General features: G+C 53.9%; 24 protein-coding genes. 13 read left to right on the forward strand and 11 right to left on the reverse strand.

Annotated features, from left to right (window positions below):
- The first annotated feature begins 98 nt into the window (after nucleotides 1-98).
- Nucleotides 99-338, forward strand: a complete 240-nt coding sequence (locus tag SIK69_RS08435; protein ID WP_319627870.1) for a YebV family protein — start codon at nucleotides 99-101, stop codon at nucleotides 336-338.
- Nucleotides 339-435: 97 nt separating this feature from the next.
- On the forward strand, nucleotides 436-627 hold the full coding sequence (locus SIK69_RS08440) for a YdfD/YebW family protein (protein ID WP_319785872.1): 192 nt from the start codon (nucleotides 436-438) through the stop codon (nucleotides 625-627).
- 4 nt (nucleotides 628-631) lie between these two features.
- Here the strand turns inward: SIK69_RS08440 and pphA are convergent, their stop codons facing one another.
- Entirely contained in the window at nucleotides 632-1,276 is a 645-nt protein-coding gene (gene pphA / locus SIK69_RS08445; protein ID WP_319785873.1) for a protein-serine/threonine phosphatase, read from the reverse strand.
- Nucleotides 1,277-1,440: 164 nt separating this feature from the next.
- Here pphA and SIK69_RS08450 point away from each other — a divergent pair, with 164 nt between their 5' ends.
- Nucleotides 1,441-2,391: a VirK/YbjX family protein gene (locus tag SIK69_RS08450; RefSeq protein ID WP_319785874.1), complete on the forward strand. Its 951-nt coding sequence runs from the start codon at nucleotides 1,441-1,443 to the stop codon at nucleotides 2,389-2,391.
- A gap of 128 nt (nucleotides 2,392-2,519) precedes the next feature.
- On the forward strand, nucleotides 2,520-2,663 hold the full coding sequence (locus tag SIK69_RS08455; RefSeq protein WP_319627866.1) for an Ecr family regulatory small membrane protein: 144 nt from the start codon (nucleotides 2,520-2,522) through the stop codon (nucleotides 2,661-2,663).
- Nucleotides 2,664-3,352: 689 nt separating this feature from the next.
- Here SIK69_RS08455 and SIK69_RS08460 read toward each other — a convergent pair.
- Genes SIK69_RS08460 through yobA form a run of 3 tightly spaced genes read right to left on the reverse strand, consistent with a single transcriptional unit; the run spans nucleotide 3,353 to nucleotide 4,954 of the window.
- Nucleotides 3,353-3,691 carry a YebY family protein gene (locus tag SIK69_RS08460; RefSeq protein WP_319627865.1) on the reverse strand — a complete coding sequence of 113 codons (339 nt, stop codon included), beginning with the start codon at nucleotides 3,689-3,691 and terminating at the stop codon, nucleotides 3,353-3,355.
- 16 nt (nucleotides 3,692-3,707) lie between these two features.
- A complete protein-coding gene (gene copD, locus SIK69_RS08465) occupies nucleotides 3,708-4,577 on the reverse strand; it encodes a copper homeostasis membrane protein CopD (protein WP_319785875.1) in 870 nt (289 codons plus the stop codon).
- Between the two features lie 2 nt (nucleotides 4,578-4,579).
- Nucleotides 4,580-4,954 carry a CopC domain-containing protein YobA gene (yobA, locus tag SIK69_RS08470; RefSeq protein ID WP_319785876.1) on the reverse strand — a complete coding sequence of 125 codons (375 nt, stop codon included), beginning with the start codon at nucleotides 4,952-4,954 and terminating at the stop codon, nucleotides 4,580-4,582.
- 138 nt (nucleotides 4,955-5,092) lie between these two features.
- On the opposite strand from yobA, the gene SIK69_RS08475 reads away from it, so the two are divergent.
- The 3 genes from SIK69_RS08475 to exoX all read left to right on the forward strand — a co-directional run bounded on the left by SIK69_RS08475 (nucleotide 5,093) and on the right by exoX (nucleotide 6,812).
- The gene (locus SIK69_RS08475; RefSeq protein ID WP_319627940.1) at nucleotides 5,093-5,323 is read left to right on the forward strand and encodes a DNA polymerase III subunit theta; all 231 of its coding nucleotides are present in this window, start codon (nucleotides 5,093-5,095) and stop codon (nucleotides 5,321-5,323) included.
- 108 nt (nucleotides 5,324-5,431) lie between these two features.
- On the forward strand, nucleotides 5,432-6,124 hold the full coding sequence (locus SIK69_RS08480; protein ID WP_319627862.1) for a nitrilase-related carbon-nitrogen hydrolase: 693 nt from the start codon (nucleotides 5,432-5,434) through the stop codon (nucleotides 6,122-6,124).
- A gap of 28 nt (nucleotides 6,125-6,152) precedes the next feature.
- Nucleotides 6,153-6,812, forward strand: a complete 660-nt coding sequence (gene exoX, locus SIK69_RS08485) for an exodeoxyribonuclease X (RefSeq protein WP_319785877.1) — start codon at nucleotides 6,153-6,155, stop codon at nucleotides 6,810-6,812.
- Here exoX and ptrB read toward each other — a convergent pair whose 3' ends face one another.
- Nucleotides 6,813-8,873 carry an oligopeptidase B gene (gene ptrB, locus SIK69_RS08490; protein ID WP_319785878.1) on the reverse strand — a complete coding sequence of 687 codons (2,061 nt, stop codon included), beginning with the start codon at nucleotides 8,871-8,873 and terminating at the stop codon, nucleotides 6,813-6,815.
- Nucleotides 8,874-8,954: 81 nt separating this feature from the next.
- Nucleotides 8,955-9,614, reverse strand: a complete 660-nt coding sequence (locus SIK69_RS08495) for a tellurite resistance TerB family protein (RefSeq protein ID WP_319785879.1) — start codon at nucleotides 9,612-9,614, stop codon at nucleotides 8,955-8,957.
- A gap of 177 nt (nucleotides 9,615-9,791) precedes the next feature.
- Between SIK69_RS08495 and purT the strand changes: the two genes are divergently transcribed.
- Nucleotides 9,792-10,970 carry a formate-dependent phosphoribosylglycinamide formyltransferase gene (gene purT, locus SIK69_RS08500; protein ID WP_319785880.1) on the forward strand — a complete coding sequence of 393 codons (1,179 nt, stop codon included), beginning with the start codon at nucleotides 9,792-9,794 and terminating at the stop codon, nucleotides 10,968-10,970.
- A gap of 74 nt (nucleotides 10,971-11,044) precedes the next feature.
- Here the strand turns inward: purT and SIK69_RS08505 are convergent, their stop codons facing one another.
- From SIK69_RS08505 to zwf, 3 genes are all read right to left on the reverse strand, one after another.
- Nucleotides 11,045-11,683: a bifunctional 4-hydroxy-2-oxoglutarate aldolase/2-dehydro-3-deoxy-phosphogluconate aldolase gene (locus SIK69_RS08505; protein ID WP_319627857.1), complete on the reverse strand. Its 639-nt coding sequence runs from the start codon at nucleotides 11,681-11,683 to the stop codon at nucleotides 11,045-11,047.
- Nucleotides 11,684-11,722: 39 nt separating this feature from the next.
- Nucleotides 11,723-13,534 (reverse strand): phosphogluconate dehydratase, encoded by a 1,812-nt coding sequence (edd, locus tag SIK69_RS08510; RefSeq protein ID WP_319785881.1) that lies wholly within the window; start codon nucleotides 13,532-13,534, stop codon nucleotides 11,723-11,725.
- Between the two features lie 234 nt (nucleotides 13,535-13,768).
- On the reverse strand, nucleotides 13,769-15,244 hold the full coding sequence (gene zwf, locus SIK69_RS08515) for a glucose-6-phosphate dehydrogenase (protein WP_319627855.1): 1,476 nt from the start codon (nucleotides 15,242-15,244) through the stop codon (nucleotides 13,769-13,771).
- A 356-nt stretch (nucleotides 15,245-15,600) separates the two neighbouring features.
- On the opposite strand from zwf, the gene SIK69_RS08520 reads away from it, so the two are divergent.
- The 5 genes from SIK69_RS08520 (at nucleotide 15,601) to SIK69_RS08540 (ending at nucleotide 21,662) form a co-directional block, all read left to right on the forward strand.
- The gene (locus tag SIK69_RS08520; protein WP_319785883.1) at nucleotides 15,601-16,470 is read left to right on the forward strand and encodes a MurR/RpiR family transcriptional regulator; all 870 of its coding nucleotides are present in this window, start codon (nucleotides 15,601-15,603) and stop codon (nucleotides 16,468-16,470) included.
- Nucleotides 16,471-16,595: 125 nt separating this feature from the next.
- The gene (gene pyk, locus SIK69_RS08525) at nucleotides 16,596-18,038 is read left to right on the forward strand and encodes a pyruvate kinase (protein WP_319627853.1); all 1,443 of its coding nucleotides are present in this window, start codon (nucleotides 16,596-16,598) and stop codon (nucleotides 18,036-18,038) included.
- A gap of 218 nt (nucleotides 18,039-18,256) precedes the next feature.
- Nucleotides 18,257-19,471: a PfkB family carbohydrate kinase gene (locus tag SIK69_RS08530; protein ID WP_319785884.1), complete on the forward strand. Its 1,215-nt coding sequence runs from the start codon at nucleotides 18,257-18,259 to the stop codon at nucleotides 19,469-19,471.
- A complete protein-coding gene (locus tag SIK69_RS08535; RefSeq protein WP_319785885.1) occupies nucleotides 19,468-20,436 on the forward strand; it encodes a nucleoside hydrolase in 969 nt (322 codons plus the stop codon). Before SIK69_RS08530 ends, SIK69_RS08535 begins: the two co-directional genes overlap by 4 nt.
- On the forward strand, nucleotides 20,433-21,662 hold the full coding sequence (locus tag SIK69_RS08540) for a NupC/NupG family nucleoside CNT transporter (RefSeq protein WP_319785886.1): 1,230 nt from the start codon (nucleotides 20,433-20,435) through the stop codon (nucleotides 21,660-21,662). The genes SIK69_RS08535 and SIK69_RS08540 overlap by 4 nt, the downstream gene beginning before the upstream one ends.
- 59 nt (nucleotides 21,663-21,721) lie before the next feature.
- Here the strand turns inward: SIK69_RS08540 and lpxM are convergent, their stop codons facing one another.
- Together lpxM and mepM are read right to left on the reverse strand one after the other, a co-directional pair.
- Nucleotides 21,722-22,696, reverse strand: coding sequence for a lauroyl-Kdo(2)-lipid IV(A) myristoyltransferase (lpxM, locus tag SIK69_RS08545; protein ID WP_319785887.1), 975 nt, complete (start codon nucleotides 22,694-22,696; stop codon nucleotides 21,722-21,724).
- Nucleotides 22,697-22,815: 119 nt separating this feature from the next.
- Entirely contained in the window at nucleotides 22,816-24,141 is a 1,326-nt protein-coding gene (mepM, locus tag SIK69_RS08550) for a murein DD-endopeptidase MepM (RefSeq protein ID WP_319627848.1), read from the reverse strand.
- Nucleotides 24,142-24,151 lie beyond the last annotated feature (10 nt).

Below are 24,151 nucleotides of genomic sequence, written 5' to 3' on the forward strand. Positions count from 1 at the left end.
GCACGTTCTGACTGGCAAAATGCGCGCGGTTGTCTACGCTGAAAAATGGGAGGACCTAACTGGTCGTACCACAACGAAGCAGACAACCGGAGAGCATTATGACCAAAACCAGCGTACGTATAGGCGCGTTTGAAATTGATGACGCCGAGCTGCATGGCGAGCAGCAAGGGGAGCGAACGTTAAGCATACCCTGCAAATCCGATCCTGATTTATGCATGCAACTTGATGCATGGGATGCCGATACCAGCGTTCCCGCCATTCTTGATGGGGAGCATTCTGTCCTTTACCGCCAACATTATGACCGTAAGACCGACGCCTGGGTTATGCGCCTTGCCTAACCCAAATGGAACCCGCCCAATTTAGGCGGGTTATTTATTTTCACCTTTCGCTTATCTCTCTTACACTTAACAGGTAATGGATGCGCGTGAGGGTGAGATGTACGCATTGGTACTGTTTATTTGTTACCTCGACGGTGGCTGCGAGGACATTGTGATAGACGTCTACAACACTGAATCCCAGTGCCTGCTTGCGATGGACGAACAGCGTCTGCGCCAGGGTGGCTGTTTCCCGGTGGAGGATTTTATCGATGGCTTCTGGCACCCCGCTCAGGAGTACAGTGACTTGTAAAAGGTTACTGCAATTCCACCAGCGTTAAATTTCCGCCAAATACCGCGCCGGTGTCGATGTAATGCTGATTTTGCGAATCGTAGCGCTGTTTCAACGGCGTGTGCCCAAACCAAAAATGATCGGCACCCTCAAGCGTCGAATGCTTTCCTGCCAGATGGTCACTCAGCCGCTGTCGATCCCAAAGTACCCGATGCCAGTCCAGTTCCTGCTGCCAGTGATAACGTGCCGCCGGGTGATCGGCGTGAGCAATAATATGAGTACCTGTCGCGGTATCGACTTCAATAATATAGGGGAGGTGCTTGCAGGCGTTTAATAATTCCCGCACTCGCTGTTTTTCGCCAAAAGAACAATGCGTAAACCAATCGCCACCGTTTAATGCCCAGAGCGATAATTGATGATTTTCAAGGGCTTCGATCGCCATTTGTTCGTGATTACCGCGAATAGCAAAAAACCATTTCTGTTCAATTAAACTCAGGCACTTGAGGCTTTCAGGCCCACGGTCGATGAGATCGCCCACCGACAGAAGCAGATCCTCATAGGGATTAAAACCCAGACCTTTAAGATTTGATATCAATAGGTTAAAGCAACCATGCAGATCGCCCATTAACCAGATATGTCGCCATGCTGAACCATCAATTCGCTGATACATAAAATCTACCCCTGAGATAAGTATAGGGGATCTGCAAATATTCTCCGGTTGCAGCCAATAACTTAAATCAGACGTAAACGAACGGGGAATAAAGTCTCCGCCCCCATTAAGATTAACCTCACTGGTCGCTAGAATAGCTTCATAACAATGATGAGGTTATTATCGTGACGGACAACACCCTGCATTCCGCCTATTCACCTGCACCGCGAGCACACCTTATTTCCGATTTGGTCAAAGGCAATCTGGCCCCGGCACCTATCTGGAAAAAAGCGGACTATCGCCTTAAATTCCTGCTGCGGACAATGATTTTTTATCGCTCGACCCGGATGATGCTCAACAGCCTTGGGCAGCGTCCCGATTTCATGCGACTGCTGAATGCCCAGGTGACGCTACCAAGCAAAACCCATCGCCAGTATCTCGCCCGTGGCCTGTCTTCCACGCAGCGTGCGCACGCTATTGTCGGGCACTATCAGTTTGTTGATTCGCTGAAAAGCCCGCTGCTTGCCCGGGCCTTAACCTCCCCCGAACCGACGGCGCTTATCACCTTTAAGGGTAAGGATGATGCGCAGTTCACGCTCTATGCCTCGTGTGCGCGTAAAGCCGAACGTGAGGGGGAAAGCACGTTGTGGTTCTGCACCGAGGATAACACGGTGCTTGCCAGTGCCACGTTCAGCGTCAAACGCCATCAGGATGGCTGGGAAATTGTCATCGGAGGGTTACAAGGCCCCCGTCGCAGTGTTTCTCATGAGGTGATAAAACACGCCACCCGGGGCTGTTACGGGCTGTTCCCTAAACGCATTCTGGTGGAATTTTTTGGCCTGATGGTGTCCGAGTGTGGGATAACGTCACTCTCCGGCGTCAGCGATAACGGTCACGTATTCCGGGCTCTGCGCTACCGTTTTAGCAAGGGCCGTCATTTCCACGCCAGCTACGATGAGTTTTGGGCCTCCCTCGACGGGGTCAAAACCAGCGAATTCCGTTGGCAGCTGCCGCTACAGCAGGAACGTAAATCCATCGAAGAGATTGCCAGCAAAAAACGCGCAGAGTACCGTCGTCGTTTTGCCCTACTCGATGAGATGGCAGCCCAGTTCCGTGCCCTGTTCCCTTCGGTTTAAGCTTTCTTATTCAGCCGCTGCCTGTTACTGGCGGCGGCTTTTGCGTATTACAATTGCGCATAGCCCTGATGTTTCGCTATCATCCGCGGGTTATTCCCCCGAACCCTCGCTGGCGGTATATCCTTGCTATGAGCAAAGTAGAAATTGCCCTGACAATCCTGGTCCTGATTATTCTTGGATTGGGTATCTGGTTCATTTTGAGCGATCAAATCTGGTTGTTGGTCAGCTATCTTGAAACCTTGCTTTATCCCGATATCGTCACGCCTATGTAACGGCCTCGGGTCATGACGACATGTTCAAAATTAAACAACTTGTTATTTGAACCGAATCGTCTCTCCCCATAACATCTGCTGCGAAACGTAAGGCGATGCGTCGTTCTTCCTGACGGCTCGTTGAGGAACGTTTCAGGTCTGACTGACTCCATAAACCCTGGACGCGCAACTTTCAGACCATCCACCTCGCGGCACTGCATATCCCTGTAAAGCTGCAAAAGTGAGTCCGAAATATAATATTCATTGCAAGCATTTTCCCCTTTACCCTGCGAAGTGAAGGGGATTTTTTTTGCCTGCTAAACCGCAAAAAATTTCCTGTAAAAAAAATGTTAAGCCCGATTTTGATGTGATATAAAAGACATCAGGTCAGTCACTGAGACTTGGGAAGCAGGTGATTGGCGCTGTACTTCGCTGATGTGAATTACAGATAAAAAGAGACCGAATACGATTCCTGTATTCGGTCCAGGGAAATGGCTCTTGGGAGAGAGCCGTGCGCTAAAAGTTGGCATTAATGCAGGCTAAAGTCGCCTTGCCCTTTAAGAATAGATGACCGTGCCAGGTTTTCCAGTCCGCGACAAAAGTGGTCAGAAAAAAAACGTGAGCCTAGCGTCACAAAAAGCAAAAACCGCAAGCATTCATCAGAATAACTTGCGGTTTTTTATTATCGGTCAATCGCTTAGGCTTACTGGTTAACAGAGCTTCTCCGCGCGGGCAACGAACGGGGCCAGACTCATCTTTTGCCCAGGATGCGCCGGGTCGTCCACCTGGATAGTAGAAATAGGCTGAGCGGTGGTTTTCCCCTCTTTCATTTCCTGCTCTGCGGTCGCGTTCAGCGGATACTGCATCAGGGTACTGGGGTTGATGGCGTACAGCGCATTACCCGGACGACAGGTGAGCATCACTTCTTCACGATTGAACGCCCATTGCGCTTTGCCAATTTCAAAACGGCTGACGGTGATAATCTGCGGTGCCGCCAGAGCGGTTCCGGAAGTTGCCAGTAACAGCATTGATAGAACGAGTTTTTTCATGAGTTCGCCACTTAATTCAGAACGGTTCCCAGGTTGCGAACAGACTGACCGTCGCTAAAACCAGAGCCCCTAAAATCATCTCCAGCTGGGTGGTTCGCAGAAACAACGCCTGAATGCGCTGCCTGTCGGTTGCCATCCGCGGCACCAGAACATACCTGTTCGCTAACGCGATTACCACCATCAGCGCCACTAACGCACATTTCACCAACAACAGCTGCCCGTATCCTGAGTCACTCACCAGTTGTCCCTGAATCAACCAGGCATTGGCTATCCCACTGAGCACCACGCCAGCGACGGCAAGATGCCCATAGCGTGAAAAACGCATCATGGTGTTGATGGCTGAAGTCCGCCATGGTCCTTTGACCAGATGCAGGCAGTACAGGAAAGGCTGCAGACCGCCAAACCACGCGCCCGCGCACAGCAAATGAATCGCATGATTCAGACGCTGTAGCGCGCCTACAGCGCCATCCCGCATCGCCGCGTGCCCCACGCCAGCCATCAGCACGAACTGCGCCATACAGAGGATCAGCAGCAAAGGGGCCAGTCGATGTGGCCTGAGGCTAACAACCGCCAGTGCCACCCACGTCAGCAGAATTTGCCACTGCCATATGCTACCAAATCGTGTTCCTGCCACCGCCAGCCAGATGTCTGGTTGCAGCACATCGCCCCAACCGTTAGCCATCAGGCCGCCCTGAAACATCAGCATCAGGGTAGCTGACACGGCACTGACCAGTAGCGCCACACGCAGCAGTGGCATAAAGCGCAGCATCATCAACCGCCGCAGCTGCGGGGTGGCCCACCAGGCACCGTACAACACGCAGCCGAACGACAACATCACGGCGATAAAATGCAGGCACCGCAGCCCGACATAGGCAAATGCAAGCACGACTATTTCACACTGAAATGATACTGGCCTTTGGTCTTGTGGCCATCGACCGACACCACGTGCCAGTCTACTCTGTAGTCACCAGGCTTGAGCGACTCCTCCACCGGGACGATAAGCTGGGTATTATCTTTTTGATTGAGTTTCACCGCACCCACAGGTACCTGGGCCTGCTGCGGACCGGTCAGGGTCACGCCGCTGAATTTGACTTCAAGGCCCTCGGAAAAATTCAGGGTCAAGGCCAGGGGCGCAGCGGTGACCTGTGCATCGGCCGCAGGATATTGATGCTTAAGATGAGCGTGTGCAAATGCTGCGGAAGTGGTTAAGACGCCGGTCAGGAACACACCGGCGCGCAGCGCGCGTGAGGCGATACGATTCATTCTCTTCATTCCCTTTTGTTATCTATTTGGATGAAAGAATAACTCTCTATAATGTTTACGTCGAGATTCACTGCCGCTGGTCTTGCTATTTCGCGACACTCTTAGTACTTTCAGCGCCAGAAACAGAAGGAGCCTATGATGACCACCAATCTGGCAAAAATCCCCCAGGACGAAATGGACAAAGTGAACGTCGATTTAGCCGCCGCCGGGGTCGCCTTTAAAGAGCGCTACAATATGCCTATCGTGGCAGAAGTGGTTGAGCGTGAGCAACCTGCTCATTTGCGCGACTGGTTTCGCGAGCGACTGATTGCGCACCGTCTGGCCTCGGTGAACCTTTCCCGTCTTCCTTACGAGCCCAAACAGAAATAAGAATTACTCACTGTTACACTTCCTTACACAGCTACTGCTAAAATCTTGCGAAGATTCTGAATACCGACTCAGGGATGCTGAGTCGGAAAACGTGTTAAGGAAGCCACTATGCCTGCATGGACAATTGCTGCTGCACAGTACACGGCCCGCAACAGGAGCGTTGCGGATAATATTGCTCACCATTTGCGTTTTATCGAAGCGGCTGCAAGGCATGCCTGCCAGCTACTCGTCTTCCCGGAAATGTCCTTAACCGGCCCGGGAACCCAACCACCCTTGCCTCCTCCGCCTGATGGTCAACTCCTTGAGCCACTCAGCGATGCGGCTGCACGCCACGGGATGACCATTGTGGCCGGGATGCCGGTTGAAATGAACGGTCAACGCTGCAAAGGGGTGGCTATTTTTGTGCCCAACGGCACCGCGCCACTCACATTGCAGCAGGGCCAGGGAACTTGCCTGACACCGAATACCCATCACATTAGCGTCCTGCCCCCTGAAGCGAAAGGCCACGAGCTTGACTCGAACGCCGCGCTGCTGGCGACCGGCACCTGCACCACCGACTTCCAGCAACAACAATCCGGACAGCACCTCCAGCGCCTGGCCCATCGCTACGGCATTGCAGTGCTGAAATCCAACTATGCAGACGGCAGTGCGCTGTGGGATGAAAACGGACAGCTGATCGTTCGCGCCGACAGCGGTGAAGTGCTGCTAACCGGACGACAGTATGACGGAGGTTGGGAAGGCGATATCATTCCGCTCAGTGAAATCTTCTGCGCCATTGACGAAAGCCTCTGTGACGCATAACCTGCCTCTTTTTAGCCGGGAGAGCAGCATGTTACGCGTTATCGATACGGAAACCTGTGATTTACAAGGAGGCGTGGTTGAAATCGCCTCGGTGGACATCGTTGACGGCAAGATAACCAATCCCATGAGTCATCTGGTGCGCCCGGACAGGCCCATCAGCCCGCAGGCGATGGCCATTCATCGCATCACCGAAGAGATGGTGGCCGATAAACCGTGGATTGAGGATGTGGTGCCGCATTATCAGGGCAGCGCATGGTACGTGGCACACAATGCCAACTTTGACCGCCGCGTATTGCCGGAAATGAACGGCGAGTGGATATGCACGATGAAGTTGGCCCGCCGCCTGTGGCCGGGCATTAAGTACAGCAATATGGCACTGTATAAATCGCGCAAACTTAACGTGGCCACGCCGCCGGGTTTGCATCATCACCGCGCGTTATATGATTGCTACATCACCGCCGCGCTGCTGATTGATATTATCAATGTCTCCGGCTGGAGCGCCGATCAGATGGCCGATATCACCGGTCGCCCTGGGTTGATGACCACCTTCACCTTCGGTAAATATCGCGGGAAACCGGTGGCGGAGATTGCCGAGAAAGATCCCGGCTACCTCCGCTGGCTGTTCAATAATCTCAACTCAATGAGCCCTGAACTGCGTCTGACGCTAAAACACTGGCTGGGTGAGTAACTATCGCGGTGCCTGGCCCGGCAACGTGCCCTGGGCCAGCGCGATCAGGAACGTGAATTCCATCGCCACCCCTTCATAGCTTTTAAAGCGCCCCGACTTACCGCCGTGCCCGGAATCCATATCGGTACACAGTAACAGTAGATTATCGTCAGTTTTCAGCTCGCGCAGTTTCGCCACCCATTTTGCTGGCTCCCAGTATTGCACCTGGGAATCGTGTAGTCCGGTCGTGACCAGCAGATGCGGATACGCCTTTTTCTCAACGTTGTCATACGGGCTGTAGCCTTTCATGTAGTGGTAATACTCAGGGTCCTGCGGATTGCCCCACTCCTCAAACTCTCCGGTGGTCAGCGGGATAGACTCATCGAGCATGGTGGTCAGGACATCAACAAACGGCACCTGGGCTATCACGCCGTGGAACAGATCGGGACGCTGGTTGATAGCCACTCCCATCAGCATCCCGCCCGCGCTGCCACCCATGCCGTAGCAGAGTGACGGATTGCCATAGCCCTGCGCCAGGAGTGCGTCGCAGACGTCGAGATAGTCATTAAAGGTGTTGTTCTTTAGCAGGAACTTTCCGTCTTCATACCACTGCTGCCCCAGCTCACCGCCGCCGCGAACGTGGGCGATGGCAAAGACGAAGCCGCGATCGAGCAGGCTTAATCGGCTGCTGCTGAAATCCGCATCCATGCTGGCACCGTAAGAGCCGTAGCCGTACACCAGCAGTGGATTGTTGCCCTGGCGGAAATGTTCGCGGTGATAAACCAGTGACACCGGCACTTCGACGCCGTCCCGGGCTTTGATCCATAAATGTTCACTGCGATAACGACTGGCATCAAATCCGGTCACTTCCTGCTGCTTAAGCACGGTGCGCTCCCCGGTATCCATGTTCAGTTCGAACAACGTATCCGGTGTGGTCATGGAGGAATACCCGTACCGCAGACGCGAAGTGTCAGGCTCAGGATTGTACGCCAGCCAGGTAACATACGCCGGGTCGTCAAAGGCTATTCCGATGGATTCACGCGTTTTACGGTTGATCTGCCGCAGGCTGGTCAGCCCATGCTGACGCTCTTCCACCACCAGCCAGTCAGTAAATAGCGTAAAGCCCTCCAGCATCACGGCGTCGCGCGGCGGGATCAGCGCTTCCCAACGCCTTTCATCGCGTACCGGGGTGCGATACAGACCGAAGTTTTTACCGTCGCGATTCGAGCGCAGGTAAAAATTGTGCTGGAAATGATCGAGGCTGTATTCGTGGTCTTTCCGACGTGGCAGGAAGCACAGCGGCTGCGCATCCGGCAACTCGGCATCAAGCAACAGTACTTCACTGGTGGTGGCGCTCGCCAGATGGATAATCACATAGTGCTTTGAACTGGTTTTATGCAGGCTGACGTAAAACGTGTCGTCTTTCTCTTCATACACCAGCTCGTCCGCTGTCTCCGGCATCCCGACGGTATGTCGCCAGACCTGATACGGCAGCAGCGTGGTTGGGTGTTTTCGCACGTAATACAGCGTCTGTGAATCATTCCCCCAGACAAAACCCGGCTCGACGTTTTCCAGCGTCTCAGGATACCAGTTATCGTTCTCCAGATTTCTGATACGCAGGCCATACTGGCGACGGGACAGATAATCTTCCGTCAACGCCATCAGGGTGTTGTCGGGCGAAATGCCCAGCCCACCGAGCGTGTAGAACTCGCTGTGCGCCGCGCGCTGATTTCCATCCAGCAGCAGCTCCCAGTCGTTCCACTCCTCTTTCTGCACCGACTGACGCTGATAAATCGCGTACTCGCAGCCCGGTTCGTAAATCTGTCGGTAACGATAGCCGTTTTTGGCGTAAGGCGCGGACACCTCACGCTGTGGGATACGGTCGACAATTTCCTTGAGCACTTTGTCCTGCAGGCTACGCTGCGAGGCCATGACCTCATGCCCGTAGTCGTTCTCCTGCTTCAGGTACTCAAGCACGGCGGGCTGCGCGCGGTCGTCGTCACGCAGCCAATAGTAGTTGTCGACGCGGTTGTCGCCATGAAGGCTCATGGCGTGGGGAATACGTTTTGCTTTAGGTGGCATGTCATTGTTCTTCTGCAAATTACCTTACCCTAAGGGTGGCAAATGTGCAGAGCGATGCAAGCGAAACATGCCATTTGGTCGTTAAAGTGCCTGTTTTTGCGCTTTTAAATCCGCTTCAATGCCGTCGCGCACCTCTTGAGGAATTTTCAGCGCATCGCCGAGCGCGTTGAGATAGCTCCGCTCCATAAAGTGATCGATATTGATAGCGGCGCAGCTGAGGAAATAAAGCTCCAGGGCTTCCTCTTCATTGCGCACATCTTTCGCCAACCGGTGCGGATCTAAAGGCTGAGCGATCGCTTTCTCGACCAGTTCACGCCCCTGCGCTTCCACTCCGGCTTCTCGCATCTGCTGGTCAATCGCCGCACGCTCTTTCTCGTCGATGTGACCATCACTTTTCGCCGCAAACACCAGCGCCAGAATCAAACGCTCAGTGCGCACATCCAGCGGGCTGGTTTGCTGCCCATACTGTGGCTCGTCCTGGTGAGCCGTGCGAATCGTGTCTTTGTATTTATTCCATAACACAGTGCCTGCCACCGCCCCGCCGCCGACCAGCAGCGCGCCGGTGCCATATTTAGTCAGCAATTTACGTGACGATTTACTGGAGACCAGTAAACCGGCCAACCCACCGAGCGCCCCCGGCACCAGCAGTTTACTGAGGCCCTGCTCGCCCGATGGCTGAGCAGAGGAGGAAGATGATGATTGTCCGAGCAGTGATTGAAGCTGATTGAGCCAGTTTGCCATTTTTCCCTCACGACGCAGTGATAATTTCCTTAGCCTAAGCGAGACGATGTCAGGAAATGTCTGGCCTGGCTAAAGATGCGCAAAGTACCACGTTGCACCTTGGGCCAGGCAGCCACAAGACAGACGCAAACGTTTTCGTATATACTGACGTCCATTTTTTTACTGTGGAAATTCGTTATGACTGTACTAGGCACCGCGCTGCGTCCGGCGGCAACCCGCGTAATGTTATTGGGCTCTGGCGAGCTGGGTAAGGAAGTGGCTATTGAATGCCAGCGGTTGGGGATAGAAGTCATCGCCGTTGATCGCTATGCAGACGCACCTGCAATGCATGTGGCCCATCGCAGCCATGTCATTAACATGCTGGACGGGCAGGCGCTGAAGGCGCTGGTAGAGCAGGAAAAACCGCACTTCATTGTGCCGGAAATCGAAGCCATCGCCACCGATATGCTGATAGCACTGGAACAGGCGGGCCAAAACGTGGTGCCCTGCGCCCGCGCCACCAAGCTCACTATGAACCGCGAAGGGATTCGTCGCCTGGCGGCAGAAGAGCTTCGCCTGCCTACGTCGAGCTACCGTTTTGCTGACAGCGAACAGAGCTTTCGCGCGGCAGTGTCTGAAATCGGCCTGCCCTGTATCATCAAACCGGTAATGAGTTCTTCCGGGAAAGGCCAGAGTTTTATTCGCCGTGAAGATCAACTCGCGGCGGCGTGGGAGTACGCCCAACAAGGTGGACGGGCGGGTGCCGGACGGGTGATTGTTGAAGGCGTGGTGAATTTTGATTTTGAAATCACATTGCTGACCATCAGCGCGTTGGACGGCGTGCATTTCTGCGCCCCGATCGGTCATCGTCAGGAGGATGGCGATTACCGCGAATCATGGCAGCCCCAGCAGATGAGTGCCCTGGCCCAAGAGCGGGCGGAAAATATCGCCCGTGAAGTGGTGCTGGCGCTCGGCGGCCACGGTCTGTTTGGCGTGGAGCTGTTTGTCTGTGGCGATGAGGTGATTTTCAGCGAAGTATCGCCGCGCCCACATGACACCGGAATGGTAACGCTAATCTCCCAGGATCTGTCGGAGTTTGCCCTGCACGTTCGCGCGTTTCTGGGTCTGCCCATTGGAGCCATTCGCCAGTACGGTCCTTCTGCCTCGGCGGTGATCCTGCCGCAACTGACCAGTCAGAATGTTCGCTTTGATAACGTGGAAGCCTCACTGGGCGCGGGCGTGCAGTTACGTCTGTTTGGTAAGCCGGAAATTGACGGCACGCGTCGGCTGGGTGTGGCGTTAGCAACGGCTGATAATGTTGAATCGGCGGTTGAACGGGCAAAAGCCGCTGCAGGTGCGGTGATCGTTCTGGGATAAGTTGTTCAGGGGTAAAAAAGGCGGGGCGCATTAACGCGACCCGCCCTGTTTTCGGTTCAGCCAGGCAAACGTGATTACTTCGCGCCTTCAACCGCTTCGCGAGCAATTTTGGTGATGCGGTCGTAATCGCCCGCTTCCAGCGCATCCGCTGGAACCAGCCAGGAACCCCCGATGCACAGCACGCTTTTCAGTGCCAGGTAGTCGCGATAGTTCGCCGGGGAGATGCCGCCGGTCGGGCAGAAACGGATATGCGCGAACGGGCCTGCAATCGCTGCCAGCGCTTTGGTGCCACCGTTGGCTTCTGCCGGGAAGAATTTGAACTCTTTCAGACCGTAGTCCATGCCCAGCATCAGCTCAGACACGGTACTGATACCTGGGATCAGCGGAATGGTGCCTTCGGTTGCCGCTTTCAGCAGCGGCTCGGTCAGACCTGGACTAATCGCGAACTGAGCGCCCGCTTCGGTCACTTCTTTCAACTGCTGCACGTTAGTCACGGTACCGGCCCCAACGATAGCGTCCGGCACTTCCTTCGCGATAGCGCGGATGGCATCCAGGGCGCACGGCGTACGAAGGGTCACTTCCAGAACACGGACGCCACCTGCAACCAGCGCTTTTGCCATCGGCACCGCGTGTTCCAGTTTATTAACCACGATAACCGGGACAACCGGGCCGTTGGTCAGGATAGCTTCTGCACTTGTTTTCCAGTTTTTCATCAGAGTTTTTCTCTCGCCAGAATGATCAATCTTGTCGTATTAAAAAGTGATGCAGGTCGCGCCCTGCTCGGCACCGGAGAGATTCTCACGCAGTGCGCTAAACAGTTCACGCCCGGTCCCTACCCGTGATGCACTCAGGTCCGGCAGATGCGGTTTACGAGCAGCCAGTTCGGCTTCATCCACCAGCAGCGTCAGCTCGCCAGTTTGTCCATTGACGCGAATCATATCGCCGTCGCGAACTTTCGCCAGCAGCCCGCCGTCATACGCTTCGGGTGTGACATGGATGGCTGACGGTACTTTACCGGATGCGCCTGAGAGTCGTCCATCGGTCACTAATGCAATTTTGAAACAGCGGTCCAATAATACACCTAATGGCGGCATAAGTTTATGCAATTCTGGCATGCCGTTGGCTTTTGGTCCCTGAAGACGCACCACGACGACGCAATCTTTGTCCAGCAGGCCCGCTTCAAACGCTGGCAGCACGTCATGCTGGCTTTCAAACACCACCGCCGGGGCTTCAATTATTTGGTTCTCTACCGGCACGGCGGACGTTTTCATCACCGCCCGACCGAGGTTGCCGCTTAGCACTTTGGTGCCGCCGTGATGCGAGAACGGTTTATCAATGCTGGCGATCACGCTGTCATCCAGCGACGTCTCGGCCCCTTCACGCCAGTCCAGCTCGCCGTTATTGAGCCACGGCTCCATGGTGTAACGACGCAGGCCATGACCGGCGACGGTTTCTACGTCCTCATGCAACAGGCCGCCTTTCAGCAGTTCGCGCACCAGGACAGGTACACCGCCCGCTGCCTGGAAGTGGTTGATATCCGCCGGGCCGTTCGGGTACAGGCGTGCCATCAGCGGCACCACGTCAGACAGGTCAGAGAAATCATCCCAGTTGATGATAATCCCCGCCGCACGCGCCATCGCCACCAGATGCATGGTGTGGTTAGTGGATCCGCCGGTTGCCAGCAGCGCCACAATGCCGTTAACCACCACTTTCTCATCGAACATTTTACCCAGCGGCATCCATTCGTTGCCGTTGCCGGTCAAACGGGTGACCTGACGGGCAGCAGCGGCAGTCAATGCTTCACGCATTGGCGCATCCGGGTGTACGAACGACGACCCCGGGAGCTGCATGCCCATGAACTCAATAACCATCTGGTTGGTGTTCGCGGTTCCGTAGAAAGTACAGGTTCCCGGCGCGTGATAGGAGGCGGCTTCGGATTCAAGCAGCGCCATCCGGTCGACTTTACCTTCCGCGTACAGCTGGCGAATACGGACTTTTTCTTTGTTCGGCAGACCGCTGGCCATTGGGCCAGACGGAATGAATATTGACGGCAGATGACCAAACGACAGCGCGGCCATCGCCAGACCCGGGACAATTTTGTCACACACGCCGAGATACAGCGCACCATCAAACATGTTGTGAGACAACCCTACCGCCGCTGACATGGCAATCACTTCCCGGCTGAGCAGAGACAGCTCCATCCCATCCTGACCCTGGGTTACGCCATCGCACATAGCAGGTACCCCACCCGCCACCTGCGCTACGGCGTTGACGCCTTGCAGCGCTTTGCGGATAACGTCCGGGTAATGCTCGTAAGGCTGATGGGCGGAAAGCATGTCGTTATAGGAGGTAATGATGCCGATATTGTTACGCAGCATACTTTTCAACGAGGCCTTGTCGTCTGGCTGGCAGGCCGCGAAGCCGTGCGCGAGGTTACCGCAGGCCAGACGGGAGCGCTGAACGGTGTCAGATTTAGCCTGATTGATGCGCGCGAGGTAGGCGCGACGGGTGTCTTTCGAACGCTCTATAATGCGATTTGTTACGCGTAACAATGACGGATTCATAATAGCTCCTCAAATACTGAGTGTCTGGGCTTAGGCATTAACACGATATTCAGGAGTCATTAACAATGCTGAAACGCGCTTGTGCTGTAGCTCAGGGGCAAATTCATCTTCGGTCAGTGTAATAAAAAAAGCCCCGGTGGTGAACCACCCGGGGCTTAAAAGTACAAATATCGTATAAGATGCTGTGTCAGATCATGTTACCGGTAAAATACCCTCAATGGGGTATCTCCTCGGTCACTCAAATTCGTTCCACGACCGTCCATCACGGGTGATCATCGCCACGGAAGCAACCGGCCCCCAGGTACCCGCCTGGTACGGTTTTGGCGCATCCTGATCGGCGGCCCAGGCTTCGGTAATGGAGTCGACCCATTTCCACGCCTCTTCAACTTCGTCACGGCGAACGAACAGCGCCTGGATCCCACGCATGGTTTCCAGCAGCAGGCGCTCATAAGCGTCGGCCAGATGCGTTTCGTTAAAGGTTTCCGAGTAGCTCAGATCAAGCTTGGTGGTTTGCAGGTTGTGCTTGTGATCTAGACCTGGCACTTTGTTGAGGATCTGAATATCCACGCCTTCGTCCGGCTGCAGACGGATGGTCAGTTTGTTCTGCGGCAGCTCCTGCCAGGACTCTTTGAACAGATTGAGTTCCGGGGTTTTGAAGTACACCACCACTTCTGAACATTTGGTCGGCAAACGCTTCCCGGTACGCAGATAGAACGGCACGCCAGCCCAGCGCCAGTCGTCGATATCCACGCGGATCGCCACGAACGTTTCGGTGTTGCTGCTCTTGTTGGCACCCTCTTCTTCCAGGTAGCCCGGCACTTTCTTGCCCTGTGCAAAACCAGACGTGTACTGACCGCGGACGGTTTTATCACGTACGTTGGAGCGGTCAATACGACGCAGGGACTTCAGCACCTTCACTTTGGCATCACGAATGCTGTCGGCGCTCAGATCGGACGGCGGAGACATGGCAATCATGCACAAAATTTGCAGCAGGTGGTTCTGGATCATGTCGCGCATCTGCCCGGCCTGATCGAAGTAGCCCCAACGGCCTTCGATACCCACTTCTTCCGCCACGGTAATTTCCACGTGATCGATAGTGCGGGAATCCCAGTTATTGATGAACAGAGAGTTAGCGAAACGCAGCGCCAGCAGGTTGAGCACCGTCTCTTTGCCGAGATAGTGATCGATACGATAAACCTGGCACTCTTCGAAATATTCACCAACCTGGTCGTTGATTTCGCGGGAGGTCGCGAGCGACGTTCCCAGCGGTTTTTCCATGACCACACGCGCCGGTTTGGCGTTGAGCTTCGCTTCGCCCAGGCCTTTGCAGATCGCGCCAAACGTGCTTGGTGGCATGGCGAAATAGTTGATGGTCACGCGCTCTTTTTGGTCGAGCATTTTGCCGAGACGGGTGAAGGATTTGGTGTCGTTGACATCCAGATTGCAGAAGTCCAGTCGCCCGCTCAGGGTGTCCCACAGACTTTCATCAATCTTCTCCTTCATGAAGGTTTCCAGCGCCTCGCGCACCACTTTGGTGTATGCATCTTTGTCCCAATCGGCACGTCCGACCCCAAGGATCCGCGTGTCCGGATGGATCTGGCCTGCTTTCTCCAGTTGATACAGGGAAGGCAGCAATTTACGGCGCGCCAGGTCACCCTTCGCGCCGAAAATGACCAGATCACATGCCTGGGCCGTTTGCGTTACCGCCATGTCATTCTCCTCAGTTGGATTGCCTGGTACGTCTGCCAGGCGCTATTTGTAATTTTCTTACGCTGCACTGTACTGTGTTTACGTTAATGTCGAAACCCCTTCCCCTTGCCGAGGCCAGATAAAGGCATTTCTCGGCTAAAAACCGCCTGCAAAGGAGAGCCAACTCACTCTTTTTGTTCGCTGTTTCGGCAAATGAGCAGCAGCAAAAGTCGACTGTGATCATGTAATGAAAAAAAACAACGTAAATTGTCCTCTTTCCTCTGCATTACAAAATTCACAGGGGTATATTCTCACTAAATTGCCCGGCGATTTCACCCATTAATGGAATCGCTTTCACCGATGAGCGCCTGTTAACCATGAACATGCTGGAAAAAATCCAGTCCCATCTGGAAAACCTTAGCAAATCCGAGCGTAAAGTGGCGGAGGTTATCCTCGCGTCCCCCTCCGAGGCCATTCACTTAAGCATTGCCACACTGGCATTACAGGCCGCAGTCAGCGAGCCAACGGTTAACCGTTTTTGTCGCAGTCTGGATACCCGGGGCTTTCCTGATTTTAAGCTGCATCTGGCGCAAAGTCTTGCGAACGGCACACCTTACGTCAACCGTAACGTCGATGAGAACGACAGTGTGGAGGCCTATACCGGCAAAATTTTTGAATCAGCGATGGCCAGTCTCGACCACGTGCGTCACTCGCTCGATATGTTGGCCGTCAACCGCGCCGTTGACTTGCTGACCCAGGCCAAGAAGATAGCGTTCTTTGGATTAGGTTCTTCCGCCGCCGTGGCGCATGATGCGATGAACAAATTTTTCCGCTTCAACGTGCCGGTGGTCTATTCCGATGACATCGTTTTGCAACGCATGAGCTGTATGAACTGCAGCGAGGGTGACGTTGTAGTGCTCATTTCTCACACTGGCAGGACAAAAAGTCTGGTGGAACTGGCACAGCTGGCGCGTGAAAACGATGCGATGGTGATTGCGCTCACCTCGGCAGGCACGCCGCTGGCACGTGAGGCGTCATTAGCCATCACACTTGACGTGCCGGAAGATACTGACATTTATATGCCGATGGTTTCCCGGCTGGCCCAGTTAACGGTTATCGACGTGCTCGCAACCGGATTTACCCTGCGCCGCGGGGCAAAATTCCGGGATAACTTGAAGCGGGTCAAGGAAGCATTGAAGGAATCGCGGTTTGATAAAGAACGGCGAGTGAGCAGTGATAACCATTAAAAGTTTATAACAAGCTTGTAACTTATTTGTACATTCGGGTAAGTTCCAGCATTAGACTATGCACAGGTCTAACCCCCGAATTCCTTTTCACGCAACACCAAATTGTTTCAGCAACGGAGTATTACATGTCCAGAAGGCTTCGCAGAACCAAAATCGTGACCACATTAGGCCCGGCTACTGACCGCGACAATAACCTTGAGAAGGTGATTGCGGCTGGCGCGAACGTTGTCCGCATGAACTTCTCCCACGGCAGTGCCGAAGACCATCAAATTCGTGCCGACAAAGTGCGCGAAATCGCGGCTAAACTGGGGCGTCACGTCGCTATTCTTGGCGATCTGCAGGGGCCGAAAATTCGCGTGTCGACGTTCAAAGAAGGCAAAGTTTTCCTCAACATCGGCGAAAAATTCCTGCTTGATGCCAACCTGGGTAAAGGTGAAGGCGACAAAGATAAAGTCGGGATTGACTACAAAGGTCTGCCTGCTGACGTCGTTCCGGGCGACATCCTGCTGCTTGACGATGGCCGTGTACAGCTGAAAGTGCTGGAAGTTCAGGGCATGAAAGTGTTCACCGAAGTCACCGTCGGTGGCCCACTGTCTAACAACAAGGGCATTAACAAACTCGGCGGCGGCCTGTCAGCTGAAGCGCTGACTGAGAAAGACAAAGCCGATATCCAGACTGCCGCGAAGATTGGCGTCGACTATCTGGCCGTCTCCTTCCCGCGCTGCGGCGAAGACCTGAACTATGCCCGTCGTCTGGCGCGTGATGCAGGCTGCGATGCGAAAATCGTTGCCAAAGTTGAGCGTGCGGAAGCCGTGTGTAGCCAGGACGCGATGGATGACATCATTCTCGCCTCTGACGTGGTGATGGTCGCCCGTGGCGACCTCGGCGTTGAAATCGGTGACCCTGAACTGGTCGGCATTCAGAAGGCGCTGATTCGTCGCGCCCGTCAACTGAACCGTGCGGTGATCACTGCCACGCAGATGATGGAATCGATGATCACCAACCCGATGCCAACCCGGGCCGAAGTCATGGACGTGGCTAACGCCGTGCTGGACGGTACCGATGCGGTCATGCTGTCTGCGGAAACCGCTGCCGGTCAGTATCCGTCAGAAACCGTTGCGGCGATGGCACGCGTATGTCTGGGTGCAGAAAAAATCCCAAGCATTAACGTCTCTAAACACCGTCTGGACGTGCAGTTCGACAACGTGGAAGAAGCGATCGCCATGTCGGCGATGTATGCCGCTAACCACCTGAAAGGCGTGTCCGCGATTATTACCATGACGGAATCTGGCCGTACCGCACTGATGACGTCTCGTATCAGCTCCGGCCTGCCAATTTTCGCGATGTCCCGCCATGAACGCACCTTGAACCTCACCTCTCTGTACCGTGGCGTGACCCCGGTTCACTTCGACAGCGCGACCGATGGCGTGGCTGCTGCCAGCGATGCGGTGAATCTGCTACGTGACAAAGGCTATCTGGTGTCTGGCGATCTGGTTATCGTTACCCAGGGCGACGTCATGAGCACCGTGGGCACCACTAACACCACGCGTATTCTGACCGTCGAATAAACGCCTGTTGGCGCTCGCCAACACATGTCCTTGTAAAGCCAGGAGAAATAAATCTCCTGGCTTTTTTTATATTTCCGCCAGACGTTAATACGGCATAAACGGACAGGATGTCCGATCTCACCTTCTTTATGTGATTACAAACACGTTCACTCGACGACCACGTGGTTAATATGCGCTCCAACCACTCGAGGTCATGCCATCCAGTAAAGAGCATTGCCATGCCTTATAACTACAAAAAAATGAGAAGCGACTTTATTCTCACAGAAATAAGACGGCTTAAAAAAGTCACCGTAAAAACACTCGCCAACCAATTAAATGTCTCGGAAAGAACCATTCGCCGTGATTTGTTGGAATTGCAACGCACAGGAAATATTAACATTCATTACGGTGGAGCATCATTGCTTAATCAAATGGGCACTACACCTTATTGGAATGATTCTCTTTCGCTGCATAATAATATGGATGTTTCGACAAACACTATCCAGACCTCATCCACCTTGAAAAAAGGAAAGGTTTTTATTCTGGGTTCATTTAATACTGATCTGGTTTACCGACTGGCACATTTTCCAACCTCGGGTGAAACCACCAGAGCATTATATTCTTGCTGCTTACCGGGCGGGAAAGGATGTAATCAGGCCGTGGCATCGGTTAACGCCCTGGCTGCCACCCACTTTGTCGCCAAGCTGGGTGAAGATGAGTATGCCCATAAGGCCCGATTATTTCTCGAAACCATTGGGCTGGCCTCACTGACGCTTTTCACCCATCCAGAATGTCCGACCGGTAGCGCCGTTGTGATGGTCTCAGAAGCCGAAGGCGACAATGCTATCGTGATTAACCCCGGAGCCAATCAAACACTCTCCAGCGCCGAAATAACGTCATGCCATACCACAATTGCAGAATCAGATATTTTTCTTATCCAGATGGAAAATAATCCGCAGGCCAGCGAACAGGCACTGACCTACGCTTACAAATGTGGTCTGACCACCATTTTTAACCCTGCACCGTGGCGACCAGAAGCCCACGATTTATTGCCTTTCGCCACCATCGTGACGCCCAATCTGACGGAGGCAGAGGCGATAACCTCCATGTCGATTCACACCAGGCAGGATATTCGCCAGGCCGCTGAACAAATTCGTTTGCTGGGTCCCCGCATCGTCATTATTACCCTCGGCAAGCAAGGATGCTGGATGTTCGATGGTGAGCAACATCGTGAATATCCGGCTTTTCCCGCCGTAAATATTGATACTGCCGGTGCCGGTGATGCCTTCAATGGCGCATTAGCAGCTCGTTTGGCCAATAGTGACAGCCTTGACCTTGCTATTCGCTATGCCAGCGCATTTGCCTCCCTTGCGGTTGAACGGTCCGGTGCGGCAAATATGCCAGAGCACACAAAAGTCCTCGAGAAAATGTCTGAAGACAGGAGTTCACAATGACCGCCCCACTGTTTCCCAAACTTTCGCGTACCGAACGCATGGACCTGATGACTATTCCCCTCCACGGCAAGATCCCGATGGTCATTGATAGTGATACATTTAATGAGATTGACGACCAAATGGCGATAGCCTGGGGAATGCTAAGACCCGACCGTCTCGATCTTCAGGCTATTTATGCCGCCCCTTATACAAATCATTTTTTTGGCGAGAATGCGTCTCATACCTTTGTCGATAATCCGGCAACAGGTATGCAACTCAGCTATGAGGAAATACACCGGGTATTCGAAAAGCTGCCTCAGTGTAAAAATCCGCCACCGGCATTCAAAGGCGCAACTCGCTATCTCAGCGAGCAATCGGAGCCTGAGTCCACTGCCGCTACACGGGATTTAATTACTCGTGCTCGCGCGTCTTCCGACACATTGCAGGTCATTGCGATCGGCGCACCCACCAATGTGGCCAGCGCTCTGCTTCAGGCTCCCGACATTATCCATAAGATTCATGTTATCTGGCTGGGCGGCAACAGTTACGATTGGAAAGATAATCAGGAATTTAATTTGATGCAGGATCTGCGCGCCAGTAGAGTTCTGTTTAACAGCGGCGTCGCCTTGACCCAAATCCCCTGCTTTGGGGTAGCCAACTGCATGGCCTCATCGGTACCCGAAATTCAGTATTACCTGGCAAACAGCAGCCAGATAGGCAACTACTTTGCGAGTATTGCACCACCCTGTCCATGGATAGGTTTCGCCTCCCGAAAAGTGATCTGGGATATCACTACCCTCGGCTTTGTGCTCAATTCAGACTGGTTCACCACTGAACTGCGACCTTCACCGCTGATAAACGATAACCTCGCGTGGAGCTTCGATAATCGGCGACATCTGATTCAGGTCGTCAAATTTATTGAGCGTGACGAGCTGTTTAAAGACATGTTTTATCAACTCATCAACGCCGATAAGGACCCGATATGAAAATCGTCATTATCTGTGCGGGGATCGTGGTTCTGTTAGCCATCGCACTTTTATTCTCTGAAAATAGGCGAGCCATTAACATTCGTACTGTGGGTGGCGCATTCGCGATTCAGGCGGCTATTGCGGCCTTCATTCTCTACGTACCCGCGGGTGAACGTATTCTGCTCAGTATTTCTACTGCTCTGTCGGGAATGCTAAATTACTCATCAGAGGGCATTAATTTTATATTTGGCGATTTAGGCCGTTTCAAAGTCGGTTTTGTCTTCGCGTTCCATGTTCTGCCGATTATCATTTTCATGTCCGCCCTTTTTTCTGTGCTCTATTATCTGGGGATCATGCAATGGGTTATCCGTTTGCTCGGCAATGGGATCCACAAAGTATTGCGTACAAGTCCCGCAGAATCGATGGCCGCCACGGCAAACATCTTCGCGGGCAATACCGATGTGTTTGTGCTGATGCGCCCCTATGTGCCGAAAATGACGCAGTCTGAGCTTTTTGCGTTGATGTGCGGAGGGGTGGCTTCCATCGCCGGATCGGTGCTGGTCGGGTATGCCAGTATGGGTATAGAGATCCGTTATCTTGTGGCCGCCTCATTTATGTCTGCGCCTGGTGGACTGCTCATGGCCAAAATCATGTTCCCGGAAACGGAACCTCACAACGTGGCCGATGTGTCGACTACGGCATTCGGCACTGAAGAGCAACCGATTAACATCATTGAGGCTGCGACAAACGGTGCCAGCACAGGACTCAGGCTTGCCGTCAACGTCGGGGCGATGCTGCTGGCGCTTATTGCGCTGATAGCGATGGTGAATGGATTATTGGGCTGGGCATTCGGTCTGGTGGGCATTCAGGGTTTCACACTGCAACTTATCTTTAGTTATATTTTTGCCCCCGTCGCCTGGCTACTTGGCGTGCCTGCTACCGAGATGTTGTCCGTGGGCAATCTGTTGGGGCAAAAGCTAGTCCTGAATGAGTTTGTCGCCTACACCAGTTTTATCCCAATGAAAGCCCAGCTATCTGAGTATTCACAGGTCATCGTGGTTATGGCGCTGGCGGGATTCGCCAACCTGTCCTCTCCTGCTGCGCTCATCGGCGTACTGGGGAGCCTTGCCCCTGCTCAGAAAAGCTTCATAGCCAAAATGGGAATGAAGGTGATCCTCGCGGGCACGTTATCCAATTTGCTGAGTGCCGCATTGACCGGGTTGTTCTTTACGCTATCGCATTAACAGCGCCGGGGTTGGCCGACGCTGATTTAATGTTAAGAAACAGCGCGCTTAACGCGTTGCTATTTTTTCTTCGGAAACAGGTCTTTGCGCTTATACGGCTCAATATCACCCGGCTTGCGGGTTTTGAGCAGTTTGAGGATCCAGGTGTATTGCTCGGTATGCGGTGTGACGAACACTTCCACTTCCTCGTTCATGCGCCGGGCAATGGTCGTGTCATCGGCCGTTAGCAGGTCGTCCATCGGCGGACGAATTTCTACCGTCAGGCGATGGGTTTTGCCGTCGTAGACCGGAAACAGCGGAACGACTCGCGCCCGGCAAACTTTCATCAGGCGGCCAATCGCCGGCAGGGTTGCCTTGTAGGTAGCGAAGAAGTCGACGAATTCGCTGTGTTCCGCACCGTGGTCCTGATCGGGCAAATAGTAACCCCAATATCCTTGCCGGACCGACTGGATGAATGGCTTAATTCCGTCATTTCGCGCGTGCATCCGCCCGCCAAAGCGGCGACGCACGGTGTTCCAGACGTAATCAAACACCGGGTTGCCCTGGTTATGGAACATCGCCGCCATCTTCTGCCCTTTCGAGGCCATCAGCATCGCCGGAATATCCACGCCCCAACCGTGCGGTACAAGGAAGATAACCTTCTCGTTGTTACGCTGAAGCTCCTCGATGATTTCAATGCCGTGCCAGTCAACGCGTTGCAGGATTTTCTTCGGATTGCCAAGCCCGAGCTCCGCCATCATAACCATTGCCTGCGGAGCAGTAGCATACATTTCATCAATGATGGCCTCACGCTCAGCCTCGGTTTTTTCCGGGAAGCAGTACAGCAGATTGATTTGCGCCCGGCGTCGGGAACTCTTTGCCAGCCGACCGACCTTTTTCCCCAGTGCGCCAAGAATCGGATCGCGGAACGAAGCGGGCGTCAGCGCAATCCCGGCGAAGGCCAGTACACCCAGCCATGATCCCCAATAGCACGGATGTAAAAAGGCTTTTTCGAACTGAGGAATATACTCAATGTTATTTTTTTTCGTTTCCATGCCTGTTCCAGAGTCGTACCGGGAAAAGAGAAAGATGCTGATAGTTTAGCGACGTGCCAGGCCTGGCACAAAAGAAAAAGCCGATGCCCGCTCAGGCATCGGCTTTAGAAGCACAATAATCAGTCAATTTGCAGCTGTGGAACCACCTCTTTGACCTGGGCCAGGTAATCACGACGATCGGAACCGGTCAGCCCTTCGGTCCGTGGCAGCTTCGCCGTTAACGGGTTAACTGCCTGCTGGTTAATCCAGACTTCATAGTGGAGATGCGGCCCGGTTGAACGCCCGGTGTTACCCGACAGCGCGATACGGTCACCGCGTTTCACTTTTTGCCCCGGCTTCACCAGCAGTTTACGCAGGTGCATGTAGCGGGTGGTGTAGGTACGCCCATGACGAAGCGCTACGTAATAACCTGCCGCCCCGCTGCGTTTCGCTACCACCACTTCACCGTCACCCACGGCTAATACCGGTGTACCCTGCGGCATGGCAAAATCGACGCCTTTATGCGGGGCAACACGCCCGGTCACCGGGTTCAGACGACGCGGGTTAAAGTTGGAGGACACGCGGAACTGGCGCGAGGTCGGGAAGCGCAGGAAGCCTTTTGCCAGACCGGTACCGTTCTTGTCGTAGAATTTGCCGTCTTCTGCACGGATGGCGTAATAATCTTTGCCATTGGAGCGCAGACGCACGCCAAGCAGCTGACTCTGTTCACGCTTACCGTCCAGCATTTCGCGAGACATCAGCACCGAGAACTCATCGCCTTTCTTCAGTTTGCGGAAGTCCATCTGCCACTGCATGGCTTTGATCACCGCACTGACTTCGGTGCTGGTTAAACCGGCATTTCGCGCGCTGGTCACGAAGCTGCCGCCAACCGTGCCTTTAAACACGTTATTGACCCAGTCGCCCTGCTGCGTTTCGCTGCTCATTTTGAACGCGTTTGCCGTTTTATCGTAGGTACGGGTTTCGCGGCGGGACATTTCCCATGTCAGACGCTGTAAATCGCCGTCAGCGTTGAGCGTCCACGAGAGTTGTTGTCCGATTTTGAGGTTACGCAGATCTTTATCCGCGGCGGCCAGCTGGCTGATATCACCCATATCAATACCATACTGGTTAAGAATGCTGCTGAGCGTATCGCCCGTTGAGACGACATATTCGTGCACCCCGGCATCGCTGTCCACTTTATCGTCTAGCTCATCCTGTGGGATGGCTTCATCTTCCTGTGCGGCCTGATCGATAGGCTCACTGGCTTCAGGCAGCAGAGAACGGATTTCGCTCTTTTCGAGCTCAATGGTTCTGACAATCGGGGCCGTGGATGAATGGGGGTGGTACACGTACGGTCGCCATACGGCGACCGCTAAGGTCAAAACGGTCAACGACCCCAACATAACGCGGTGGGGCCGCGGCAAATTATTAAATGCCAGGGCGACAGAGCGGGCTATCTGTTGCACGTATTCACTT

The sequence above is a fragment of the Scandinavium lactucae genome (assembly GCF_033843265.1).
Lineage (GTDB): Bacteria > Pseudomonadota > Gammaproteobacteria > Enterobacterales > Enterobacteriaceae > Scandinavium > Scandinavium lactucae.

Coding starts and splice junctions, on each gene's coding strand:
- purT (WP_319785880.1), top strand. CDS start 9,792: ATGACTGTACTAGGCACCGCGCTGCGTCCGGCGGCAACCCGCGTAATG.
- ptrB (WP_319785878.1), bottom strand. CDS start 8,873: ATGCCACCTAAAGCAAAACGTATTCCCCACGCCATGAGCCTTCATGGC.
- SIK69_RS08540 (WP_319785886.1), top strand. CDS start 20,433: ATGAAAATCGTCATTATCTGTGCGGGGATCGTGGTTCTGTTAGCCATC.
- SIK69_RS08460 (WP_319627865.1), bottom strand. CDS start 3,691: ATGAAAAAACTCGTTCTATCAATGCTGTTACTGGCAACTTCCGGAACC.
- SIK69_RS08505 (WP_319627857.1), bottom strand. CDS start 11,683: ATGAAAAACTGGAAAACAAGTGCAGAAGCTATCCTGACCAACGGCCCG.
- SIK69_RS08480 (WP_319627862.1), top strand. CDS start 5,432: ATGCCTGCATGGACAATTGCTGCTGCACAGTACACGGCCCGCAACAGG.
- edd (WP_319785881.1), bottom strand. CDS start 13,534: ATGAATCCGTCATTGTTACGCGTAACAAATCGCATTATAGAGCGTTCG.
- yobA (WP_319785876.1), bottom strand. CDS start 4,954: ATGAATCGTATCGCCTCACGCGCGCTGCGCGCCGGTGTGTTCCTGACC.
- exoX (WP_319785877.1), top strand. CDS start 6,153: ATGTTACGCGTTATCGATACGGAAACCTGTGATTTACAAGGAGGCGTG.
- SIK69_RS08535 (WP_319785885.1), top strand. CDS start 19,468: ATGACCGCCCCACTGTTTCCCAAACTTTCGCGTACCGAACGCATGGAC.
- SIK69_RS08475 (WP_319627940.1), top strand. CDS start 5,093: ATGACCACCAATCTGGCAAAAATCCCCCAGGACGAAATGGACAAAGTG.
- SIK69_RS08530 (WP_319785884.1), top strand. CDS start 18,257: ATGCCTTATAACTACAAAAAAATGAGAAGCGACTTTATTCTCACAGAA.
- SIK69_RS08455 (WP_319627866.1), top strand. CDS start 2,520: ATGAGCAAAGTAGAAATTGCCCTGACAATCCTGGTCCTGATTATTCTT.
- SIK69_RS08520 (WP_319785883.1), top strand. CDS start 15,601: ATGAACATGCTGGAAAAAATCCAGTCCCATCTGGAAAACCTTAGCAAA.
- pphA (WP_319785873.1), bottom strand. CDS start 1,276: ATGTATCAGCGAATTGATGGTTCAGCATGGCGACATATCTGGTTAATG.
- SIK69_RS08495 (WP_319785879.1), bottom strand. CDS start 9,614: ATGGCAAACTGGCTCAATCAGCTTCAATCACTGCTCGGACAATCATCA.
- zwf (WP_319627855.1), bottom strand. CDS start 15,244: ATGGCGGTAACGCAAACGGCCCAGGCATGTGATCTGGTCATTTTCGGC.
- SIK69_RS08440 (WP_319785872.1), top strand. CDS start 436: ATGTACGCATTGGTACTGTTTATTTGTTACCTCGACGGTGGCTGCGAG.
- lpxM (WP_319785887.1), bottom strand. CDS start 22,696: ATGGAAACGAAAAAAAATAACATTGAGTATATTCCTCAGTTCGAAAAA.
- pyk (WP_319627853.1), top strand. CDS start 16,596: ATGTCCAGAAGGCTTCGCAGAACCAAAATCGTGACCACATTAGGCCCG.
- SIK69_RS08435 (WP_319627870.1), top strand. CDS start 99: ATGACCAAAACCAGCGTACGTATAGGCGCGTTTGAAATTGATGACGCC.